The organism is Ruegeria sp. HKCCA5763 (assembly GCF_013034545.1).
Classification (GTDB): domain Bacteria; phylum Pseudomonadota; class Alphaproteobacteria; order Rhodobacterales; family Rhodobacteraceae; genus Ruegeria.
This window is the reverse complement of record NZ_WQGF01000002.1, coordinates 134,933-152,055: the sequence shown is the minus strand read 5'-3', so window position 1 is coordinate 152,055 and position 17,123 is coordinate 134,933. Positions and strand designations below refer to the sequence as shown.

Below are 17,123 nucleotides of genomic sequence, written 5' to 3'. Positions count from 1 at the left end.
CCTCCCCTCAGCTTGAGCGGAGGGTAGCGCGTTTCCAACGGCTTGCACAGGTCAGGCGGGCAGGCGCTCTTCCAAGCGGCCCATATGCAGCATGAGGCCGAAGGCAAGAACGCACATGGTCAGGATGCCGAAAGTCAAAGGTGCGATGGAACCGTCGAACAGCAATCCGATCGGGGCGGCGATGACGGCTGCCAGCACAGTCGAAATTGCCCCGATCACCGAAGCTGCCATGCCTGCAATATGGCCCATAGGCTCCATTGCGATGGCGTTCAGGTTGCCGATTGTCATGCCAGCCATGAAGAAAACCATGGTTTGCCAAAAGACGAACAGCGCAAATGAGGCGTTTGGCGGCAGGTTCGTCATGTTGAGAAGAATGACCAGCGATGTGATGGCGATCTGAGCGCCAAAGGCAAATGTCACCATACGTCGCATTCCGACACGCACGACCAATGCAGCGTTCAGCAAACTTGCCGACCCTGACATCAGGGCGACGAAGCCGAACCAGAAGGGAAAGCTTTCGGCCCGATCATAAATCACATCATAAACCGGCTGCACCATGGTAAGAATAGTAAACAGCATCCCCATGCACAGTGTCTGAACAAAGATCGACAGACGCACTGTGGGGTGGGCAAACATCTCTTGCACGTCGGCGATCATCAGGGGCAGGCGGAAGGGGCGACGGTTTTCTGCGGCGAGGGATTCGGGCAGGCGAACACCCATCCAACTGACAACGATCAGTGCAAACAGGATGAAAGAGACGAAGATGCCGCGCCAGCCGAACAGGGCGATCACACCCGCACCCAGCATTGGTGCGATGGCTGGAACCAGCGTGAAGATCATCATGGCTATTGATACGATTCGGGCCATTTCACGACCGGAATAAAGGTCTCGGATAATAGCCATAGCCACGACCCGCGGACCAGCTGCGCCTAAACCTTGCACAACACGTGCGATCAGAACCAGCTCGAGCGAGGAACTGGCCCACGCAACCGCAGATGCCGCAATGTAAAGAACTGCGCCGCCGAAAATTACAGGTTTGCGCCCCAGCGCATCCGAGATCGGACCGGTAAAGAATGTGCCAATCCCCATGCCCAGCACAAACGAGGTCAGGATCAACTGTGCCCGATTGATGTCATCGGGGCTGAGCTGTGCGCCGATTTCTGGCAGGGCGGGCAGCATTGAATCGATCGAAAAGGCGATAGTGGCGAACATCATTGCGATTAGCGCAATGAATTCCGCCTTCGACATGCGGTTGGTCATGAAGAACTCCTAACCTGTTCGCGCTATCACGGCGGATCAGGTTAAGCCAGACTGGAAATTCGCACAGACCTCTGTGCTATTCTGCAGAGGAGGCCTCAAGTTGAGACATGATCTCGGCGATCACTTTTTCCCACATCTCAGGGGGTTGCGCCCCTGGAACAGCGTGTTGATTGGCCACAATGTAGGTGGGGACCGAACTGACGCCCATATCACGCGAATGGCTGTCCCGGTTGCGAATATCTTCGCGGTCGGCGTCAGATTTCAGCAATTTCATGACGACGGCGGCGTCCATACCGGCGCTGTCGGCGATGTCAGACAGCACTTCGGGGTCACCGATGTCACGGGCTTGCACGAAATATGCATCGAACAAGGCATCGACGACAGCGTTCTGTTTGCCTTCGATTCCGGCCCAATGGATCAGGCGATGGGCGTCCAACGTGTTGGGCGTGCGCTTCATGCCTTCGAAGTCGATCTTCAGGCCCGCATTCTCTGCATGCTCCACCACCGGAGCATAGGCCCGTACCGCACCGTCCTTGCCGCCGAACTTGCGTTCAAGATACTCACGCCGGTCCATGCCCGCATCCGGCATTTCGGGGTTCAGCTGAAACGGATGCCATTCGATGACAAAGGGGTGATCAGGGACATTGGCCAAAGCCTTGTCCAAATGGGTTTTGCCGATATAGCACCACGGGCAGATCGGGTCGGACAGGATGTCGAGCTTGACGGTCTGGGTCATTTGCTTGGTGCCTCGAAATAGGCCGGCAACGCCCGGCGCAGGAGTTTGCCATTTCCGCCGGTTGGCAGGGCAGGCAGGTGGATGAAGGCGCGCGGTTGCTTGTAGCGCGCCAGATTGGCCTCGACATAGGCGCGCAGGGCCGCATCGTCCAGCTTTTCCGGGCCGGTATAGAAGGCTGCTATCACAAATGTGTCCGGTTTGACCTCAATTGCCGCTGCGCCGACCTGCGTGATGCCGGGAAAGCGGGACAGGGCAGCTTCAACCTCGACTGGCGACACGCGATAGCCGCCTGCGTTCATCATGTCATCATCGCGGCCCAGATAGCTGATCTGGCCGTCCACTGCCATTGCGCCCTGATCTCCGGTCAGAAACCAGTCGCCTTGCATCCGCGCCTCAGCTTCGTCGGGTGCGTTAAGATAGGTCAGCATCAAACCGGGGTCCGAGCGGTGTATGGCGATGGTGCCTTCCTGTCCTTGTGGTACTGGGCCATCCGTCCCCAGGATCGCCACGCGACGCCCCGGTTGCGGCTGCCCCAGCGCGTCGCTACGCGCGGGGTGGGTCGGGCTTGAGGAAACAAAGGTCGAGCATTCGGACATGCCGTAGGCTTCGAATAGATCGGTGCCGGTGCTGGAAACCCATTTCTCATGCAGAGCGCGCGAGAGTTTCTCACCCGCGCATAAGCCATGGCGCAGGTCGGGCAATTCCATGTGTTCGGACATTTGCAGCATCTTCCGAAAGACTCCGGGGGCTGCGGCAAAGATCGTCGCACGGTGCTGGCGCAACAAGGTTGGCAGCGCGTCAATACTGGTGCCGCGTTCCGGGATCAGGGCCGTTGCACCAATGGTCCACGGGTCCATTAACCCGGTGCCCAGCGTATAAGTCCAGTTGAACGCGCCCGCGTGGCACAATCGGTCGGTGTCGCGCAGACCGTACCAGCCATCGACCATCATCTGCCGCGCCCAGATTGCCCGGTGGGCATGGGCCACCGCACGTGGCTTGCCTGACGTTCCAGAGGTGTAGACGACATAGGCCATTCGTTCGGGGTCGCCCATGGCAAAATGGGCTGCAGGCAGGCTTCGCATGGAATTCAACGCATCCAACCCAATCTGATTGGGGTGCGCGGCGCAGGCAACGTCGGGGTCGCGCAGAATGGCCGCTGGGGAAAGTTCCGCGATCATTTTGGCCGTTTCAGGCTCGGTCAGTTGCGACGATGTCGGCACAGGAACGATGCCCACTGCAATTGCGCCAAGATATGCGATCGGGAAATCCACTGTATTGCCCAGCCGCATCAACGCAATGTCGCCGGGCTTCAAGCCTGCTTGCAACAACCCAGCGCCAGTTCCCAATACGGCTGCTTTCAGATCGCGAAAGCTCCAATCCTGAGCGCCCGTCTCACGCAGCACGGATAGGGCAACCTTTTCGGGGATGCGATCCGCTTGGCCCAGCACATGCGCCGCCAGATTGAAAGGTGTGGGGCAGGGCTCAGGCGCCCCTTTATCAAAGATGGACAACATGGCCTTTGGCTATCGCGGAGCCTGCCGCGTTGCAAGCGCGGCGGACCGGGCCTATAGAGAGGGGCATGAGCACTCAAGATCCCAAATCCCTGATCCGAATTGCCCGTGACACAGGTGATCATACCGAAGTCGAACCACTGGACCTTGGCGCACGGGTGCGCGAGCTGCGCAAAGCGCGGAATTGGACTTTGGAACAAGCCGCCACGCAGGCGGGATTGGCACGTTCGACCCTCAGCAAGATAGAAAATGGGCAGATGTCGCCTACCTATGATGCGCTCAAGAAGTTGGCGATTGGCTTGGAAATATCAGTGCCGCAACTGTTTACGCCGCCACAACGCGATCAGGTGATTGGCCGTATGGCCGTGACACGATCCGGCGATGGGGCAGCCCATGCAACTGCCACCTATGAACATGAGTTGCTGGCCGAGACGCTGACCAAGAAACACATGCTGCCCTACCGTGCGCGTGTACGGGCGCGGTCAATGGAGGAATTTGAAGGCTGGGTACGTCACGACGGTGAAGAGTTCATGTATGTCCTCACCGGTGTCGTGCGGTTGTTTACCGAGTTTTATGAACCCGTCGAAATGCGCCGTGGTGACAGCGCATATTACGATGGCAGCATGGGTCACAATGTGATCTCCGTCAGTGACGAAGATGCGACGATCCTTTGGGTCACATCACTTGCTTAAAGACGCGTGAGCGAATTCGCGGTTCAGGCCTTCGGTAAACAGGAAATCTTCGACCTCTTCATGCGCTTCGTTAATTGTGAGTTGGTGGCGCTCGGCCAGATAGGCTTCGAACCCCTTTCGATCCTTAGAAACGCGCATCATGTCCTGATCCCGCAAGTTCGGAAAGCGCCGTTTTGCACGTGCGTAGGCCGCGCTCCAGTCTTGTGTAAGATCCGTCCAGTTCATCATCTATGAGCTTTCCTTTTGTAGCCATTAGGACTGCTCTCCCCCGACATCAGGGTACGGAAAGGCTGCCGCAAGGTAAGACATGACAAAATGTCGCACCTATCTTTCGCGATTGATCAGAGGTTTGTTGCCCGCTGCGAAACATCCGCAACGGGCGGACGGGCCTGCATTTGGTGTGAGTGGTGGCGGGCCCGGTTATGCTTTGTCCGGCATTGCCGGATTGTTCAGGTGCAGTGCCGAAATGCGTGAAGCCAGTTCTGCACCTGACCTGGTAAGTACAGGGTGTATACACGTTTTGCCCAGTAAATAAAGGATTTTGAACGGCGCCTCGATTTACTCACCAAGTATTGATAGACCTCAACGAGCTTTGTGAACGTCAAATGGCAGACTTGTGTGACTGTGACGATCTTCCGGTGTGCAGCGATCGGCAAATGGGCGCCGGGTGCCGCAAGGTGTGATCAGCAGAAATTTGCCAAACCCCGTGCATTTTCACCAGGCAAATCGAACCAACCCGGGTTCAGCTGACCCCGGTTGGTTAAAGAGTGTTTAATTCGCGTCGTACCACCAAACGTCGGGCATGTACTGCGGACCGTCACCATAGATCGGCACCGTGTCGGGAAACTTGAGCTCGCGGACATGCGCGATGCGCCCGACATCAAAGCTCCAGATCGGGATCACAAGGCGGCCGGCAGCCAAGACGCGGTCCAGTGCGCGGGTGGCTGTTGTGAAGTCTTCGCGCGTTTCAGATGCCAGCATGGCATCGATCATCGCGTCAACTGCAGGCGAGGATACACCCATCAGGTTGCGCGTGCCCGGTGTGTCGACGTATTCACTGCCCCAATAGAACCTTTGTTCGTTTCCTGGTGACAAGGACAGAGCGCGGCGGAAAGGCGTCATGTCGAAATCAAGCTCGTTCATGCGCGAGGTGTATTGCGCGTCATCGACTTTTTCGACCACCAGCTCGATGCCCAGACGTTCTAAGGCGCGGGCGTAAATCTCGGCAATTGTGCTGACGTCCTGCACGACATTCAGGCTGCCCTGGCTGATCACCATTTCAATCTTGAACGGCTGGCCTTCCACGTTTTTCAACACACCATCCTGAACGGTCCAGCCCGCGTCTTCCAGAAGCTTGACGGCCTTGCGAATGTTGCGCCTGTTCCGTTCTGATCCATCACCTTGCGGCAGTTCATAGCCTTCCAGCGTGCCGGGTGTAAGGTCTGCTTCGAAAGGTGCCAGCAAAGCCTGCACTGGTGCAGGGGCAGGTCCGGGTTGCATCGCCAGATCAGATCCAGAGAAATACGACGAAATACGCGGCTGCGCGCCACCTGTGACAGTGTCGTTGATAAATTCGAAATTGAAGGCAAGGGTCAGCGCCTCGCGCACCCGCCAATCGTCCAGCGGTGGTTTGCGAGTGTTCATCACAAAGCCGGTCATCCCGGACGGTTTGCCATGGGGGATTTCGGTCTTGATCACATCTCCGCGCTGAACAGCCGGGAAGTTGTATTGCTTGGTCCATTTGTCGGCGTTGAATTCGCGTACAGCCGAAAGCTCTCCGGCTTTGAACGCCTCAAATGCGACAGAGCCGTCGCCGTAGAACTCGATCCGTAGATCGTCGAGGTTCATGGTGCCGCGGCGAAACGGGATGTCATTACCCCAATAGTTCGGGTTTCGACGCAGGTTCACATAGCGGCCTGCTTCGTAATCGTCGATCACATAAGGGCCGGTGCCGATTGGAATATCCTGCAACGTGGCGTTTGCAAAATCCTTTCCCTCCCATTGCGCCTTTTGCAGGATGGGGCGCATCCCAGCCAGCAAGGCCAGTTCCCGGTCTGGTTCGTTGAATGAAATCCGAACCGAGCGCGGTCCGGTCTGTTCAATGCTGTCGATCTTGCCCCACAGCCCGCGATAGCGCAGATGACCCTCGGTCCCTAGGGTCTCATAGGACCAGATCACATCTTCGACCGTAACAGGGCTGCCGTCGGAAAACTGCGCCTCTTCGCGCAGGGTGAATTCGACCCAGGACCGGTCTGGTGCTGCCTCAACTGATTCGGCTAACAGCCCGTAAAGCGTGAAAGGTTCATCCCAAGACCGCCCCATCAGGCTTTCATGGGTCCAAAACGGCAATTGCCACGGAGAGGTGCCTTTTTGCAAAAACGGGTTCAAGCTGTTATAGCCGCCGGTGTTTCCGAACACCGCTTTGCCGCCTTTGGGCGCATCTGGATTGGCGTAGGGGAGAGACACAAAATCCGGTGGTAGGGCCGGTTCCCCATACATAGCTATGCCATGAGACGATTCTGCATGGGCGACAGACGTGAGAAAAATGCTGGCGATTCCCGCCGCAAATTGTCGAAACGGTCGGAGAAAATCCGGGCTCATTTTGGAAACAATCCTGCTCTGGCCTTATTTTGTTGGGGATCACCGTAGTGATGATTTTTCTTATTATCAAACTTTTAGCTTGGACGAAGGCATAGAATTGCTTATAAAGGTCTTACTGCTCGATAGGTTTCTTGCCTGTATGAAACCTGCCTCAATAACTTAACGCCCGCTTCGTGCGGGCGTTTTTTTTTGAGCAGATCGGGATGTCCAGGACCTGGGTATCGTTTCCATAGTTTCCCCGTTTTCTTTGCAGGTGCAGCATGGCATGGTGCGCCAGGACATCGCATAAGGGAGATCGGTCATGAGCCTTTCCGGCAAAACGGCAATCATTACAGGATCAAATTCAGGCATCGGTCTGGGGGTCGCGCGCGAGTTGGCCAAGGCGGGGGCCAACGTGGTTTTGAATTCCTTTACCGATCGGGATGAAGATCATGCGCTGGCCGCAGAGATAGCGAAAGAGACCGGAACCAACGCGCGCTACATCAAAGCGGACATGTCCAAAGGCGATGAGTGCCGTGCACTGATCGAGCAGGCAGGGGCCTGCGATATTCTGGTGAACAACGCGGGCATTCAGCATGTCTCTCCGATCGACAAGTTCCCGACCGAAAAATGGGACGCCATTATTGCGATCAATATGAACTCGGCTTTCCACACCACAGCTGCTGCACTGCCGATGATGCGTAAGGCGGGTTGGGGCCGGATCGTCAATATTGCCTCGGCTCATGGTCTGACCGCCTCGCCTTACAAAGCGGCCTATGTTGCTGCAAAGCATGGTGTGGTTGGGATGACCAAGACCGTCGCGCTTGAGACCGCGCAAGAGCCGATCACCTGCAACGCCATCTGTCCGGGCTATGTTCTGACACCTCTGGTCGAGGCGCAGATCCCGGATACGATGAAGGAATACAACATGAGCCGTGAAGATGTTGTGAAGAACATCCTGCTGGAACGTCAGCCCTCGAAGGAATTCGCCACTGTCGAACAGTTGGGCGGCACCGTGCAGTTCCTGTGCTCGGACGCGGCGGCTCAGATTACCGGGACAACGATTTCGGTCGATGGTGGCTGGACCGCACTTTGAGGTTCCATGGGGGCGCAGCCCCCATACCCCCGGAGTATTTCTGAAAAGATGAAGGGGCCGAGGCATGAAACGGATCAATCTGGCATTGCAGGGCGGCGGGGCGCATGGGGCGTTCACCTGGGGTGTGCTCGACAGGTTTCTGGATGAAGAAGACGTCGAGGTTGCGGCCATTACCGGGACGTCAGCGGGGGCGTTGAACGGGGCAGCGTTCAAGTCGGGTATGGTGCACGCCGGGCGCGACGGCGCACGCGCAAGTCTGGATGCGGTGTGGGCGCGTATGGGTGCGATTGGCGATTTGCGTATGGCCCATTGGTTCCGAGGAGTGGAGCCTGCAGCGATTTCCAGAGCTATGGAGTATTCAGTCCCTTATTCCATAGGCGAGGCGTGGTCCCGAATGGTGTCGCCTTACGCCTATGGTCCGTTTTACAGCAATCCGTTGGAGGCGGTGGTTGATCGGTTCAATTTCGCCGAAGTATGCGCAGATGAAGGCCCGCGCCTGTTTGTCTGTGCCACTTGCGTGCGAAGCGGGAAAATCCGCGTCTTTACGGGTGATGAAATTTCAACCGACGCCATCCTGGCCTCGGCCTGTTTGCCGACCTTGTTCAAGGCCGTTGAGATATACGATCCTGAAACCGAGCGGACCGAGGCGTATTGGGACGGTGGGTATACAGGGAACCCAGCGCTTTACCCGTTGTTCAATGACGATCTGCCCGACGATGTGGTTATCGTTAATATCAATCCGCTGGAACGCGATGAGGTGCCTGTCACACCGCAGCAGATCCAGAACCGGATCAATGAGATCAGCTTCAACTCATCCCTGTTTCGCGAACTCAGGGCGATCAGTTTTGTGCAGCGGTTGCTGAAAGAGGGAAAACTGAAACCCGGGGAAATGAACCGTGTACTGGTTCACATGATTGCGGATAACGAATTGATGAACAGCTTGTCTGTAGCAACCAAAACCGTGCCCAACCCGGTCATCCTGCACAAGTTGAAAGAGGCTGGGCGAAGGGCAGCGGATGACTTTCTTGTCAAACACAAAGCGGATTTGGGGCAGAACAGTACAGTTGATCTGCCCGCAATGTTTGGCTGATCACTCGGGCGGCTGCGTCGGATCTTTTTCGTTGGGGTAAACGAGACCTGCCGAGATTACCAGTTTCGCGGCATCTTCAATGCTCATATCCAGCAATATTACGTCTTCGGCGGGAAAAAACAGCAGGAAGCCTGAGGTTGGGTTGGGCGTGGTTGGCACAAAAACGCTGAGCAGTTCGCCCCCGGTTTCAGCGCGTTTGCTGACCTCACCGCGCGCGTTTGTTGATACAAAACCAATGGCCCAAATACCGCGACGCGGGTACTGAATCAGGCAGGCTTTTTCAAATGACCGTTCAGTCTGAGCAAAGACCGTTTCCGAGATTTGCTTGATCCCGGAATAAACCGACCGCACGACGGGCATCCGATCGACCAGACCTTCGGCGAAATGGATCAGTGAACGGCCCAGTATTCCCTTGGCGATCCAGCCTACGAGCACAGTGAAGATCAGGAAGATCACCACACCCACGCCGCGCAGGTTGATGCCAACATATTGTTCCGGCTGGAACTGTTGCGGCACAAGCGGCAGTACGGCGCTGTCGATCCATCCGACCACCGACCAGATCAGCCAGACCGTCAACCAGACAGGTGCAATGACGACGATGCCCGTCAGAAAGGATGCGCGCAGCCGGGACAGCAGGCCGGGGCGGCGGTGGGGCTCTTCGTCGAAAGGTGTGTTCATTGCAGGTCCGAGTGAGCAGTTCCGAATGGTTTCCGTGGTTTAGGTAGTCAATCCCTCGCTTTGGTACAATAGGGCTGCGTCAGCCCTGATGCACCAGCGATTGCGCGATTTTGGCAGCGAGACGTGCATTGTTGCGGACCAGCGCGATGTTCGCGGTCAACGAGCGGCCTTCGGTTTTTTCGAAAATGCGCTGCAGAAGGTATGGGGTCACGGCCTTGCCGGTAATGCGGTGGGCATCTGCGTCGGCCTGAGCCTCGGCGATGATGGGGGCCAGTTCCTCGGCCGGAATCTGATCGGTGGCAGGGATTGGATTGGCAACCAGTTGTCCGCCGGGCAGACCTAGCGCGCGGCGCATGGCGTGGGCTTTGGCGATGGCGTCGGCACTATCCATGCGCAGGGGCGCAGCAAACAGCGATTTAGCGGACCAGAACGCTGGAAATTCATCCTGCCCAAATGCGATGACAGGCACGCCCAAAGTCTCTAGCACTTCAAGCGTTTTGGCGAGGTCAAGGATGGCTTTGGCCCCGGCAGCAACCACCGTGACCGGAGTATGGCCAAGTTCGTGCAGGTCGGCAGAAATGTCGAACGTCGTCTCAGCCCCCTGATGCACGCCACCGATGCCGCCGGTGGCAAAAACCTCGATCCCGGCGTAATGCGCGGCGATCATCGTGGCGGCGACGGTGGTGGCCCCGGTGCCCCCGGTCGAAATGCAAGCTGCCATGTCCGCACGTGAGATCTTGGCGACACCTTGCGCCTGGCCCAGCCATTGCAGTTGGTCGGGCTCGAGCCCCACGTGCAGTTTGCCTTCAATCACCGCCATGGTTGCCGGAACTGCGCCCGCATCACGAATGTCCTGTTCGACCTGAGCCGCAACTTCGACGTTTTGCGGATAAGGCATTCCATGGGTGATGATGGTGCTTTCCAGCGCGACGATGGGTTGGCCTGCGTCTTTGGCGGCGCGGACCTCGGCTGAGTATTGAATGTCGATCACAGTGGGGTTTCTCCGGAAACATAGGTTGCAGCGGCGTGCAGAGCGCGGGTCAGGGCCTCATCACTGGATGCGCCACCGGATTCTGAGGCGATATGGGCCGCCATGAAGGTATCCCCTGCACCGGTCACGCGGGTGACCAGAACGGACGGGGGTGTTTGGGTCAGGATTTCGTCGGAACTGCCGACGGTGGCTGAGTTTCCGCCGTCAGTCACCAGAACGCGTAGCGCACCGCGATCCAGCAGCCCCTTGGCAGCGGATTCGGAGTCGGTGAATTCGCGCTGGCACAGGATGCCAGCCTCTTCGAGGTTGACATAAAGCGTGGCGCGGGCGTGCTTGAGGAAGGGCAGCAGCCGTTCGGCTTTACCGGGTGAGGCCGGGGCCACGCGCAAATCGGCACGGGCAAAAGCAGGGCTTTGGGCAATTTCTTCCAAAAGGTCCAGCGTCAGGTTGCCGTCCAGTGCAATGGGGCCTTCAAATGGTTGGTTTTCATAGCCCAAAGGTCCGTGCATCAAAGGGCGCAGGATCTTTGCGCCTGCCGCTTCCAGTGAATGCGCATCAGCAATGGCTGCGATCAGCCCGTTCGCACCCTCGACCGCCATGTAGCGGTCGGTCGGCAAATCCTGTGAGCGGTAGATGTGATCCGTCACCATACCAAGACGCGAACAAGAGTGGACAAGTTCATCGCCTTCGGGATCGCGCCCGATGGCTGTCAGCAAAGTGGGGGTCATACCAAAGCGCACCAGCGTCATGGCGATGTTCATAGCAACGCCGCCAGGCAGGCGCGTGATCCGCCCCGGCACGTCGGAACCTTGCCGCATTGCGCTGGCCGACCGCCCGATCACGTCCCAAAGGACCGATCCGATACATAGGATATTGCTGGTCTGAGTCATGGGGATGTCATGCCGCAGCGGTGATGCCCGTGCAAGTCAGAACGTAACCACCGTCAGATATTCCCGAACCACCCGGCATTTACGCCTTTTGCGCTTGCGATCCGAGACCTGCATGGGAACAATTGACCACAATGATTGGTGATTTGTTTCTTTTTCCGGAGCGTTTCTTATGAACGTTCGTGTATTTCGGGCCATCCTTCGTGTCTTTGCCCTCTTTGTACTTAGCTGTTTCGTCTTTGCGTTCCTTTCTTCAAGCGCGGTGAGGGCGCAATCTGACCAACCTACGTTGATTGATTTCTGGATCGCTGATGAAAAGCTGTTCCTTGAGGTTGGATTGAATGCTGAAGCACTGTTGCTTGGGTTTGATCCAACACGGCATGAAGTTCTTTCCGGGGATCCGCAGTATCTGACACTGCGGCAGATGGCGGCATCGGAACTGGAGCCACAGATCAGAGCGTTTGTTGAAACGTGGGTGCAGGACGTCGAAGTCCAGGTTCCCGAGCATTTGAAACTGACTTTGGAACGCGTGGTTGTCTCTGAAGGCGGTGGTCAGGAAGAAGCGCGTGTTACCAAACTGCTGCTAACAGCACCTTTTCCGGATCAAGCTTCGAACCTGAAACTGCGCTGGCCGGTTGATGGCGGGCCGATTGTGCTGCGGCAGCAGGGCGTTGCCGCCCCCTATACCAGTTACTTGGCGGCTGGTGAAGCCAGCCCTCTCATACCATTGCGCGGAGGGGCATCCTTGACGCCGCAACAGACACTACAGACGTTTTTTGCGTTGGGGATCGATCACGTCATAAACACGCCGTTCACACCGTGCTTGCTTGCCCTGGTTCTTGTGTTTCTGTCCTTGTCCTTGCGAGCAGTCGTGGCGCAGGTGGTGTTTCTGTCAGTTGGCGTGTTCGTTGGGCTTGGCTTGGCTGTCTACGACGTGTTGAACGTGCCGACCTATGTTGGTTTACATGCGCCGACGGCGTTCTTCATCGGGCTGGCGTTGTGGAACCTCGTGGCACGACGGTTGCAGGTCGCGCGGCTGTTGACGGTGTTTGCTGGCGGAACAGTGTTTGGATTGGCTTTGGCCAGGGCTCTTAGGGCTATCGGCGTGCCGCCGGACCATCAGTTTCCAGCGTTGTTGGGGTTTGGGTCTGGGGTTGTGGTGCCGCTGGTTTTGGCTGCCTCGGCTGCGTTTGGACTGGCGCTGTTGTTTGCTGGCCGTTCGCACAGGACCCGCAGCCGGATTGCAGTTCTGGCCTCAATCCTGATTGCAGGGCTCGGGGTGTATTGGCTGGCCGAGCCCTGGATGCTGCGTTGATGCAGGGTTAGGACATCCCTGCTGTCAGAGTGTTAAGCGCGCCAAGCGGATCGTCGCTGTTCCAGATTTCGTCCCCAATGCCGAAGAAATCGGTGCAGGGGGCAAGGTCGCGGATCAGGTCGGGCGTTAGCCCACCTTCGGCCACAACCGGAACTTCGATCATCTCGGACCACCATTGGAACAGGTCCTTTTCTGCGCGGGTACCATCGCCCAACGTGGCCGTGCCAACAGGTCCGAAGGCCACGTAATCAGCCCCGCTTTCACCTGCTGTCATGCCATCATGGCTGGAGGCACCGCAGAAACTACCAACAATTGCATCTGCGCCCAATTCCTTGCGCGCAGCCCTGACGGATCGAGCCGCGTCGTCCAGATGCACCCCGTCCAGACCCAGACGCTGGGCCAGCAGCACGTGGTTCGAAATAACTATGGCCACATCACGCGCATGGGCGACTTCCCGGCAAGCGTCGGCCGCGCGGGCGATTGTGTCTTCGTCGCTTCCGGCCAGCGCCAGGCGGATGCAGGCGATGTCGGCCCCGTCCAGTACCGTTGCCAGCTTGTTTGTGAAGGTGCTCAACTCGATGGTCGGAGGCGTGATCAGGTAAATCTGCGGCTGCTCGGGGGTGTCCATGGGCGCGTCCTTCGGTTTTTGGTCTTTGGCGCGGTTTAGCGGATTGCGGCGGGGAAGCAAACTTTTATGCCTGCCGAGGCGGTATTTGGAAACAGAAGAAAAGGATCGGGTTGCCCTGTTGACGCCGTCGGATTAGAGCGGGCGGAACTTTTCGGAGACAGCCATGCCCAGCGATACATCTCAGCCATCCTTCGTGCTCGTGCGCCCGCAGATGGGCGAAAATATCGGCGCCGCCGCGCGCGCGATGTGGAATTTTGGTCTGGACCGTATGCGCATCGTGGCCCCACGCGACGGCTGGCCGAATCCCAAGGCCGTGGCCATGTCCAGCGGGGCAGGGCGGTTGCTGGATGAGGCGCAGCTTTTTGACGATCTGGCAGGATCGCTGGCTGACAGCACGTTTGTCTTCGCAACAACAGCCCGACAGCGCGGGTTAACCAAGCCGGTCTACAGCCCAGAACGTGCGATGCAGATCGCGGCTGAGAAAGTCGCAACAGGTGAAAAAGTCGCCGTGTTGTTCGGTCCTGAACGCGCAGGGCTTGAGAATGAGGACATCGCAAAGGCCAACGCGATCATCTCGGTTCCGGTGAACCCGGAATACGCCTCGCTGAACCTGGGGCAATGCGTGTTGCTGACCGCCTATGAGTGGATGCGCCAGACCGGAGACGTGGTGCATGAGGCCACCGATCTGGGCAAGGGCGACTGGGCCACAGGGATCGAAGTGGAAAAACTGGTCGAGCATTATGAGGATCGTCTGGAAGAGGCTGGGTTCTTCTATCCCCCCGAAAAAGCGGAAGGAATGAAGGTAAACCTGCGCAACCTGTGGTCGCGGATGCGGATGACTCGCGCCGATGTGCAGATGCTGCATGGGATCATGCGGCAGATGGTCCGCTGGAAAGACAAAAGCTGAGGCTGGACCTATCTTCCACCAAGCCCTAGCTTGCGACAAAATCAGGACATGAGGACAGCATGAGCGGTAAGCGCAGCATCTTCGAAGAGGTCTCGGACACCGAAAAACAACAAGCCGTGCAACCGGGAATGATCGACCGGGGACGCCGCGGCGCGCGTCAAGCGATCCGCGTTTGGCTTATGATCCTGTTTGCCCTGGTCGTCGTGATGATTGCGGTTGGTGGCCTGACACGCCTGACCGACAGCGGCCTTTCGATCACGGAATGGCGTCCGATCACCGGGGCCATCCCGCCGATGAATGAGGCGGACTGGCAAGCGGAATTCGATAAATACAAGCAGATCGACCAATGGCGCATCCAAAACCAATGGATGGAGTTGAATGATTTCAAGTTCATCTACTGGTGGGAATGGGGCCATCGTCAACTGGGCCGCGTGATCGGACTTGTCTGGGCCATTGGCTTTTTTGGCTTTCTTGCAGCGCGCAAAATTCCAACCGGCTGGACTGGTAAGCTGTTGATTCCGGGCCTGTTAGGCGGTGTTCAGGGTGCGGTCGGCTGGTGGATGGTCGCCTCAGGCGTGACGCAGGGTGAGGGCATGACCGCCGTTGCCAGTTATCGTCTAGCCACACATTTGGGTCTGGCTTTTGTGATTCTGGGCTTTCTGGCGTGGTACATCTTTGAATTGGGCCGCGAAGAACGCGACCTGATGCAGGCGCGCCGCGCGAAAGAGGCCAAACTGTTCTCACTGTCCACCGGTCTGATGCATTTCGCCTTTTTACAAATACTCATCGGCGCGCTGGTTGCTGGGATTGACGCCGGGCGGTCTTACACCGACTGGCCCTTGATCGGCGGGCAAGTATTCCCACCCGATGCCACAGCGCTGGAGCCAATGTGGCGGAACTTCTTTGAAAGTCCCGGATTGGTTCAGTTCATTCACCGCTGCGCGGGGTATCTGCTGTTCATCTTCGCTTTCATCGTCTGGCGTCGTGGCGGGTCCAGCGCGCATCCGCAGACACGTTTTGCCTTCAATGCCGCCTTTGCCGCGCTGGCGTTGCAGGTTGTCGTCGGCATCGTGACCGTGGTCTACGGCGCACCCTGGCAGATTGCGATCTTCCACCAATTCATGGCCGTTGTCGTCTGGACCCTGATCCTGCGTGCCCGGTTCCTGACCGCTTATCCCATCGCAACATCCCTGCGCGGAGTTTGATCCAATGACCGCTTTCAATGAACTCATGGCCTTTCAGCGTGAAACCTCGGCTTTGGGCCAGATTGCTGGGCGGCTGGGTTGGGATCAGGAAACTGTCATGCCGCGAGGGGCTGCCCCACAACGGGCCGAAGAAATGGCTGCAATTGAGGCGGTGCTGCATGCGCGCCGCTCCGATCCGCGTGTGGCGGAATGGCTTGAGCAAGCCGCGCCACAGGACGAAGTGGGTAAGGCCCAGTTGCGTGAAATCCGCCGGGCCTATGAGCGTGCGGTGAAAGTGCCTGCTGATCTGGCAACAGCGATCGCCCGTGTGACATCCGCTGCGCAGGGGTCTTGGGCGCAGGCGCGGGCGGATGAAGACGTCTCGGCCTTTCTGCCGGTGCTTGAAGAGGTCGTGTCACTCAAACGGCAGGAGGGCGAAGCCCTTGCGCAGGGCGGGGACGTCTATGACGCCATGGTCGAAGATTACGAGCCCTACACGACCGGCACGCAGATTGCGGCCATTTTTGATGAGATGCGCCCACGTTTGGTTGCCCTACGCGCCGCAGTATTGGATCGCCCGGAACCGGCAGCCCTGAATGGCAGTTTTGATGAACGGACCCAGATGCGCCTGACGCAAAAGCTGGCGACGACTTTTGGGTATGATCTGAACAATGGCCGTGTTGACAAGGCGGTGCATCCGTTCAGCTCGGGCAGTGGGCTGGATGTGCGCATCACCACGCGAACCAGTGAAACGGACCCGTTCAACTGCTTTTATTCCACGATACACGAGGTCGGCCACGCCGCTTATGAACAGGGTATCGACAAAGCTTATTTGCTGACCCCGCTTGGGAACGGCGTGTCAATGGGCGTGCATGAAAGTCAAAGCCGCATATACGAAAACCAATTGGGTCGTTCGCGTGCCTTTACTGGGTGGCTGTTCGGACAGATGACTGAGGCATTCGGCGATTTCGGTATCGCTGACGCGGAGTCGTTTTACGCTACGGTAAACCGTGTTCATAACGGCTATATTCGGACCGAGGCTGATGAAGTGCAGTACAACCTTCACATCATGTTGCGCTTTGATCTGGAACGCGCACTGATGGCCGGAGACCTGCAAGTGAGCGAGCTCGAGGCCGCCTGGAATGACAGGTTTAAAGCCGACTTCGGCTATGCGGTCGACAAACCTTCGAATGGCTGTTTGCAGGACGTGCATTGGTCGGTTGGATTGTTCGGGTATTTCCCGACCTATTCGCTGGGCAACGTTTATGCAGGATGCTTGTTTCAGGCGCTGCGTGCGGCAGTGCCAGGGCTGGATGACCGATTGGCCGAGGGTGACACCTCGGGTGCGACGGGCTGGTTGCGCGAACAAGTTCAACAACATGGCGGGCTTTATGCACCCCGCGATGTCATTGCACGCGCCAGCGGTGTAGAGCCGGGGCCAGAGCCTTTGCTTGCGTATCTGGAAAAGAAGTTTGGGGCTTTGTACGGGCTGTGACCTGAGAATTCGGTCTCCGGACTGCGTGCAGAAAGGCCGGATTTCTTTGGTAATGCGGCCGCGACAACGGTGA

The 17,123-nt window shown here is 57.7% G+C and carries 16 protein-coding genes; 7 read left to right on the top strand and 9 right to left on the bottom strand.

Translation table 11 applies throughout. From position 1 onward, the window contains the following. Positions 1–51: 51 nt before the first annotated feature. The 3 genes from GOV89_RS05115 to GOV89_RS05105 all read right to left on the bottom strand — a co-directional run bounded on the left by GOV89_RS05115 (position 52) and on the right by GOV89_RS05105 (position 3,510). Positions 52–1,260: a multidrug effflux MFS transporter gene (locus tag GOV89_RS05115; RefSeq protein ID WP_171237676.1), complete on the bottom strand. Its 1,209-nt coding sequence runs from the start codon at positions 1,258–1,260 to the stop codon at positions 52–54. A gap of 76 nt (positions 1,261–1,336) precedes the next feature. Next, positions 1,337–1,996: a DsbA family oxidoreductase gene (locus GOV89_RS05110; RefSeq protein ID WP_171179999.1), complete on the bottom strand. Its 660-nt coding sequence runs from the start codon at positions 1,994–1,996 to the stop codon at positions 1,337–1,339. Then, complete coding sequence (locus GOV89_RS05105; protein ID WP_171237675.1) at positions 1,993–3,510, bottom strand: class I adenylate-forming enzyme family protein; 1,518 nt, start codon at positions 3,508–3,510, stop codon at positions 1,993–1,995. Before GOV89_RS05105 ends, GOV89_RS05110 begins: the two co-directional genes overlap by 4 nt. A 65-nt stretch (positions 3,511–3,575) precedes the next feature. Here GOV89_RS05105 and GOV89_RS05100 point away from each other — a divergent pair, with 65 nt between their 5' ends. After that, entirely contained in the window at positions 3,576–4,199 is a 624-nt protein-coding gene (locus GOV89_RS05100) for a helix-turn-helix domain-containing protein (RefSeq protein WP_171180003.1), read from the top strand. On the opposite strand, the gene GOV89_RS05095 is transcribed toward GOV89_RS05100, so the two are convergent. Further along, a complete protein-coding gene (locus tag GOV89_RS05095; RefSeq protein ID WP_171237674.1) occupies positions 4,188–4,427 on the bottom strand; it encodes a hypothetical protein in 240 nt (79 codons plus the stop codon). The two genes, GOV89_RS05100 and GOV89_RS05095, sit on opposite strands and share 12 nt — an antisense overlap. Positions 4,428–4,970: 543 nt before the next feature. Then, a complete protein-coding gene (locus tag GOV89_RS05090; RefSeq protein WP_171237673.1) occupies positions 4,971–6,800 on the bottom strand; it encodes an extracellular solute-binding protein in 1,830 nt (609 codons plus the stop codon). A gap of 301 nt (positions 6,801–7,101) precedes the next feature. Here GOV89_RS05090 and GOV89_RS05085 point away from each other — a divergent pair, with 301 nt between their 5' ends. Next, positions 7,102–7,875, top strand: a complete 774-nt coding sequence (locus GOV89_RS05085; protein WP_171180010.1) for a 3-hydroxybutyrate dehydrogenase — start codon at positions 7,102–7,104, stop codon at positions 7,873–7,875. A gap of 64 nt (positions 7,876–7,939) precedes the next feature. Then, on the top strand, positions 7,940–8,965 hold the full coding sequence (locus GOV89_RS05080) for a patatin-like phospholipase family protein (RefSeq protein WP_171180012.1): 1,026 nt from the start codon (positions 7,940–7,942) through the stop codon (positions 8,963–8,965). On the opposite strand, the gene GOV89_RS05075 is transcribed toward GOV89_RS05080, so the two are convergent. From GOV89_RS05075 to GOV89_RS05065, 3 genes are all read right to left on the bottom strand, one after another. After that, complete coding sequence (locus tag GOV89_RS05075) at positions 8,966–9,643, bottom strand: DUF502 domain-containing protein (protein WP_171237672.1); 678 nt, start codon at positions 9,641–9,643, stop codon at positions 8,966–8,968. Between the two features lie 79 nt (positions 9,644–9,722). Next, entirely contained in the window at positions 9,723–10,634 is a 912-nt protein-coding gene (locus tag GOV89_RS05070; protein WP_171180016.1) for a pseudouridine-5'-phosphate glycosidase, read from the bottom strand. After that, a complete protein-coding gene (locus tag GOV89_RS05065) occupies positions 10,631–11,524 on the bottom strand; it encodes a PfkB family carbohydrate kinase (protein WP_171237671.1) in 894 nt (297 codons plus the stop codon). Before GOV89_RS05065 ends, GOV89_RS05070 begins: the two co-directional genes overlap by 4 nt. A 169-nt stretch (positions 11,525–11,693) precedes the next feature. Here GOV89_RS05065 and GOV89_RS05060 point away from each other — a divergent pair, with 169 nt between their 5' ends. Next, positions 11,694–12,836, top strand: a complete 1,143-nt coding sequence (locus tag GOV89_RS05060; RefSeq protein ID WP_171237670.1) for a HupE/UreJ family protein — start codon at positions 11,694–11,696, stop codon at positions 12,834–12,836. A 7-nt stretch (positions 12,837–12,843) separates the two neighbouring features. Here the strand turns inward: GOV89_RS05060 and GOV89_RS05055 are convergent, their stop codons facing one another. Continuing rightward, positions 12,844–13,464, bottom strand: a complete 621-nt coding sequence (locus GOV89_RS05055) for a thiamine phosphate synthase (RefSeq protein WP_171237669.1) — start codon at positions 13,462–13,464, stop codon at positions 12,844–12,846. A 163-nt stretch (positions 13,465–13,627) separates the two neighbouring features. Between GOV89_RS05055 and GOV89_RS05050 the strand changes: the two genes are divergently transcribed. Genes GOV89_RS05050 through GOV89_RS05040 form a run of 3 tightly spaced genes read left to right on the top strand, consistent with a single transcriptional unit; the run spans position 13,628 to position 17,050 of the window. After that, on the top strand, positions 13,628–14,371 hold the full coding sequence (locus tag GOV89_RS05050; protein WP_171237668.1) for an RNA methyltransferase: 744 nt from the start codon (positions 13,628–13,630) through the stop codon (positions 14,369–14,371). A 59-nt stretch (positions 14,372–14,430) separates the two neighbouring features. Beyond that, on the top strand, positions 14,431–15,576 hold the full coding sequence (gene ctaA / locus GOV89_RS05045) for a heme A synthase (RefSeq protein WP_171237667.1): 1,146 nt from the start codon (positions 14,431–14,433) through the stop codon (positions 15,574–15,576). A gap of 4 nt (positions 15,577–15,580) precedes the next feature. After that, positions 15,581–17,050: a carboxypeptidase M32 gene (locus GOV89_RS05040; RefSeq protein WP_171237666.1), complete on the top strand. Its 1,470-nt coding sequence runs from the start codon at positions 15,581–15,583 to the stop codon at positions 17,048–17,050. Positions 17,051–17,123: the final 73 nt, after the last annotated feature.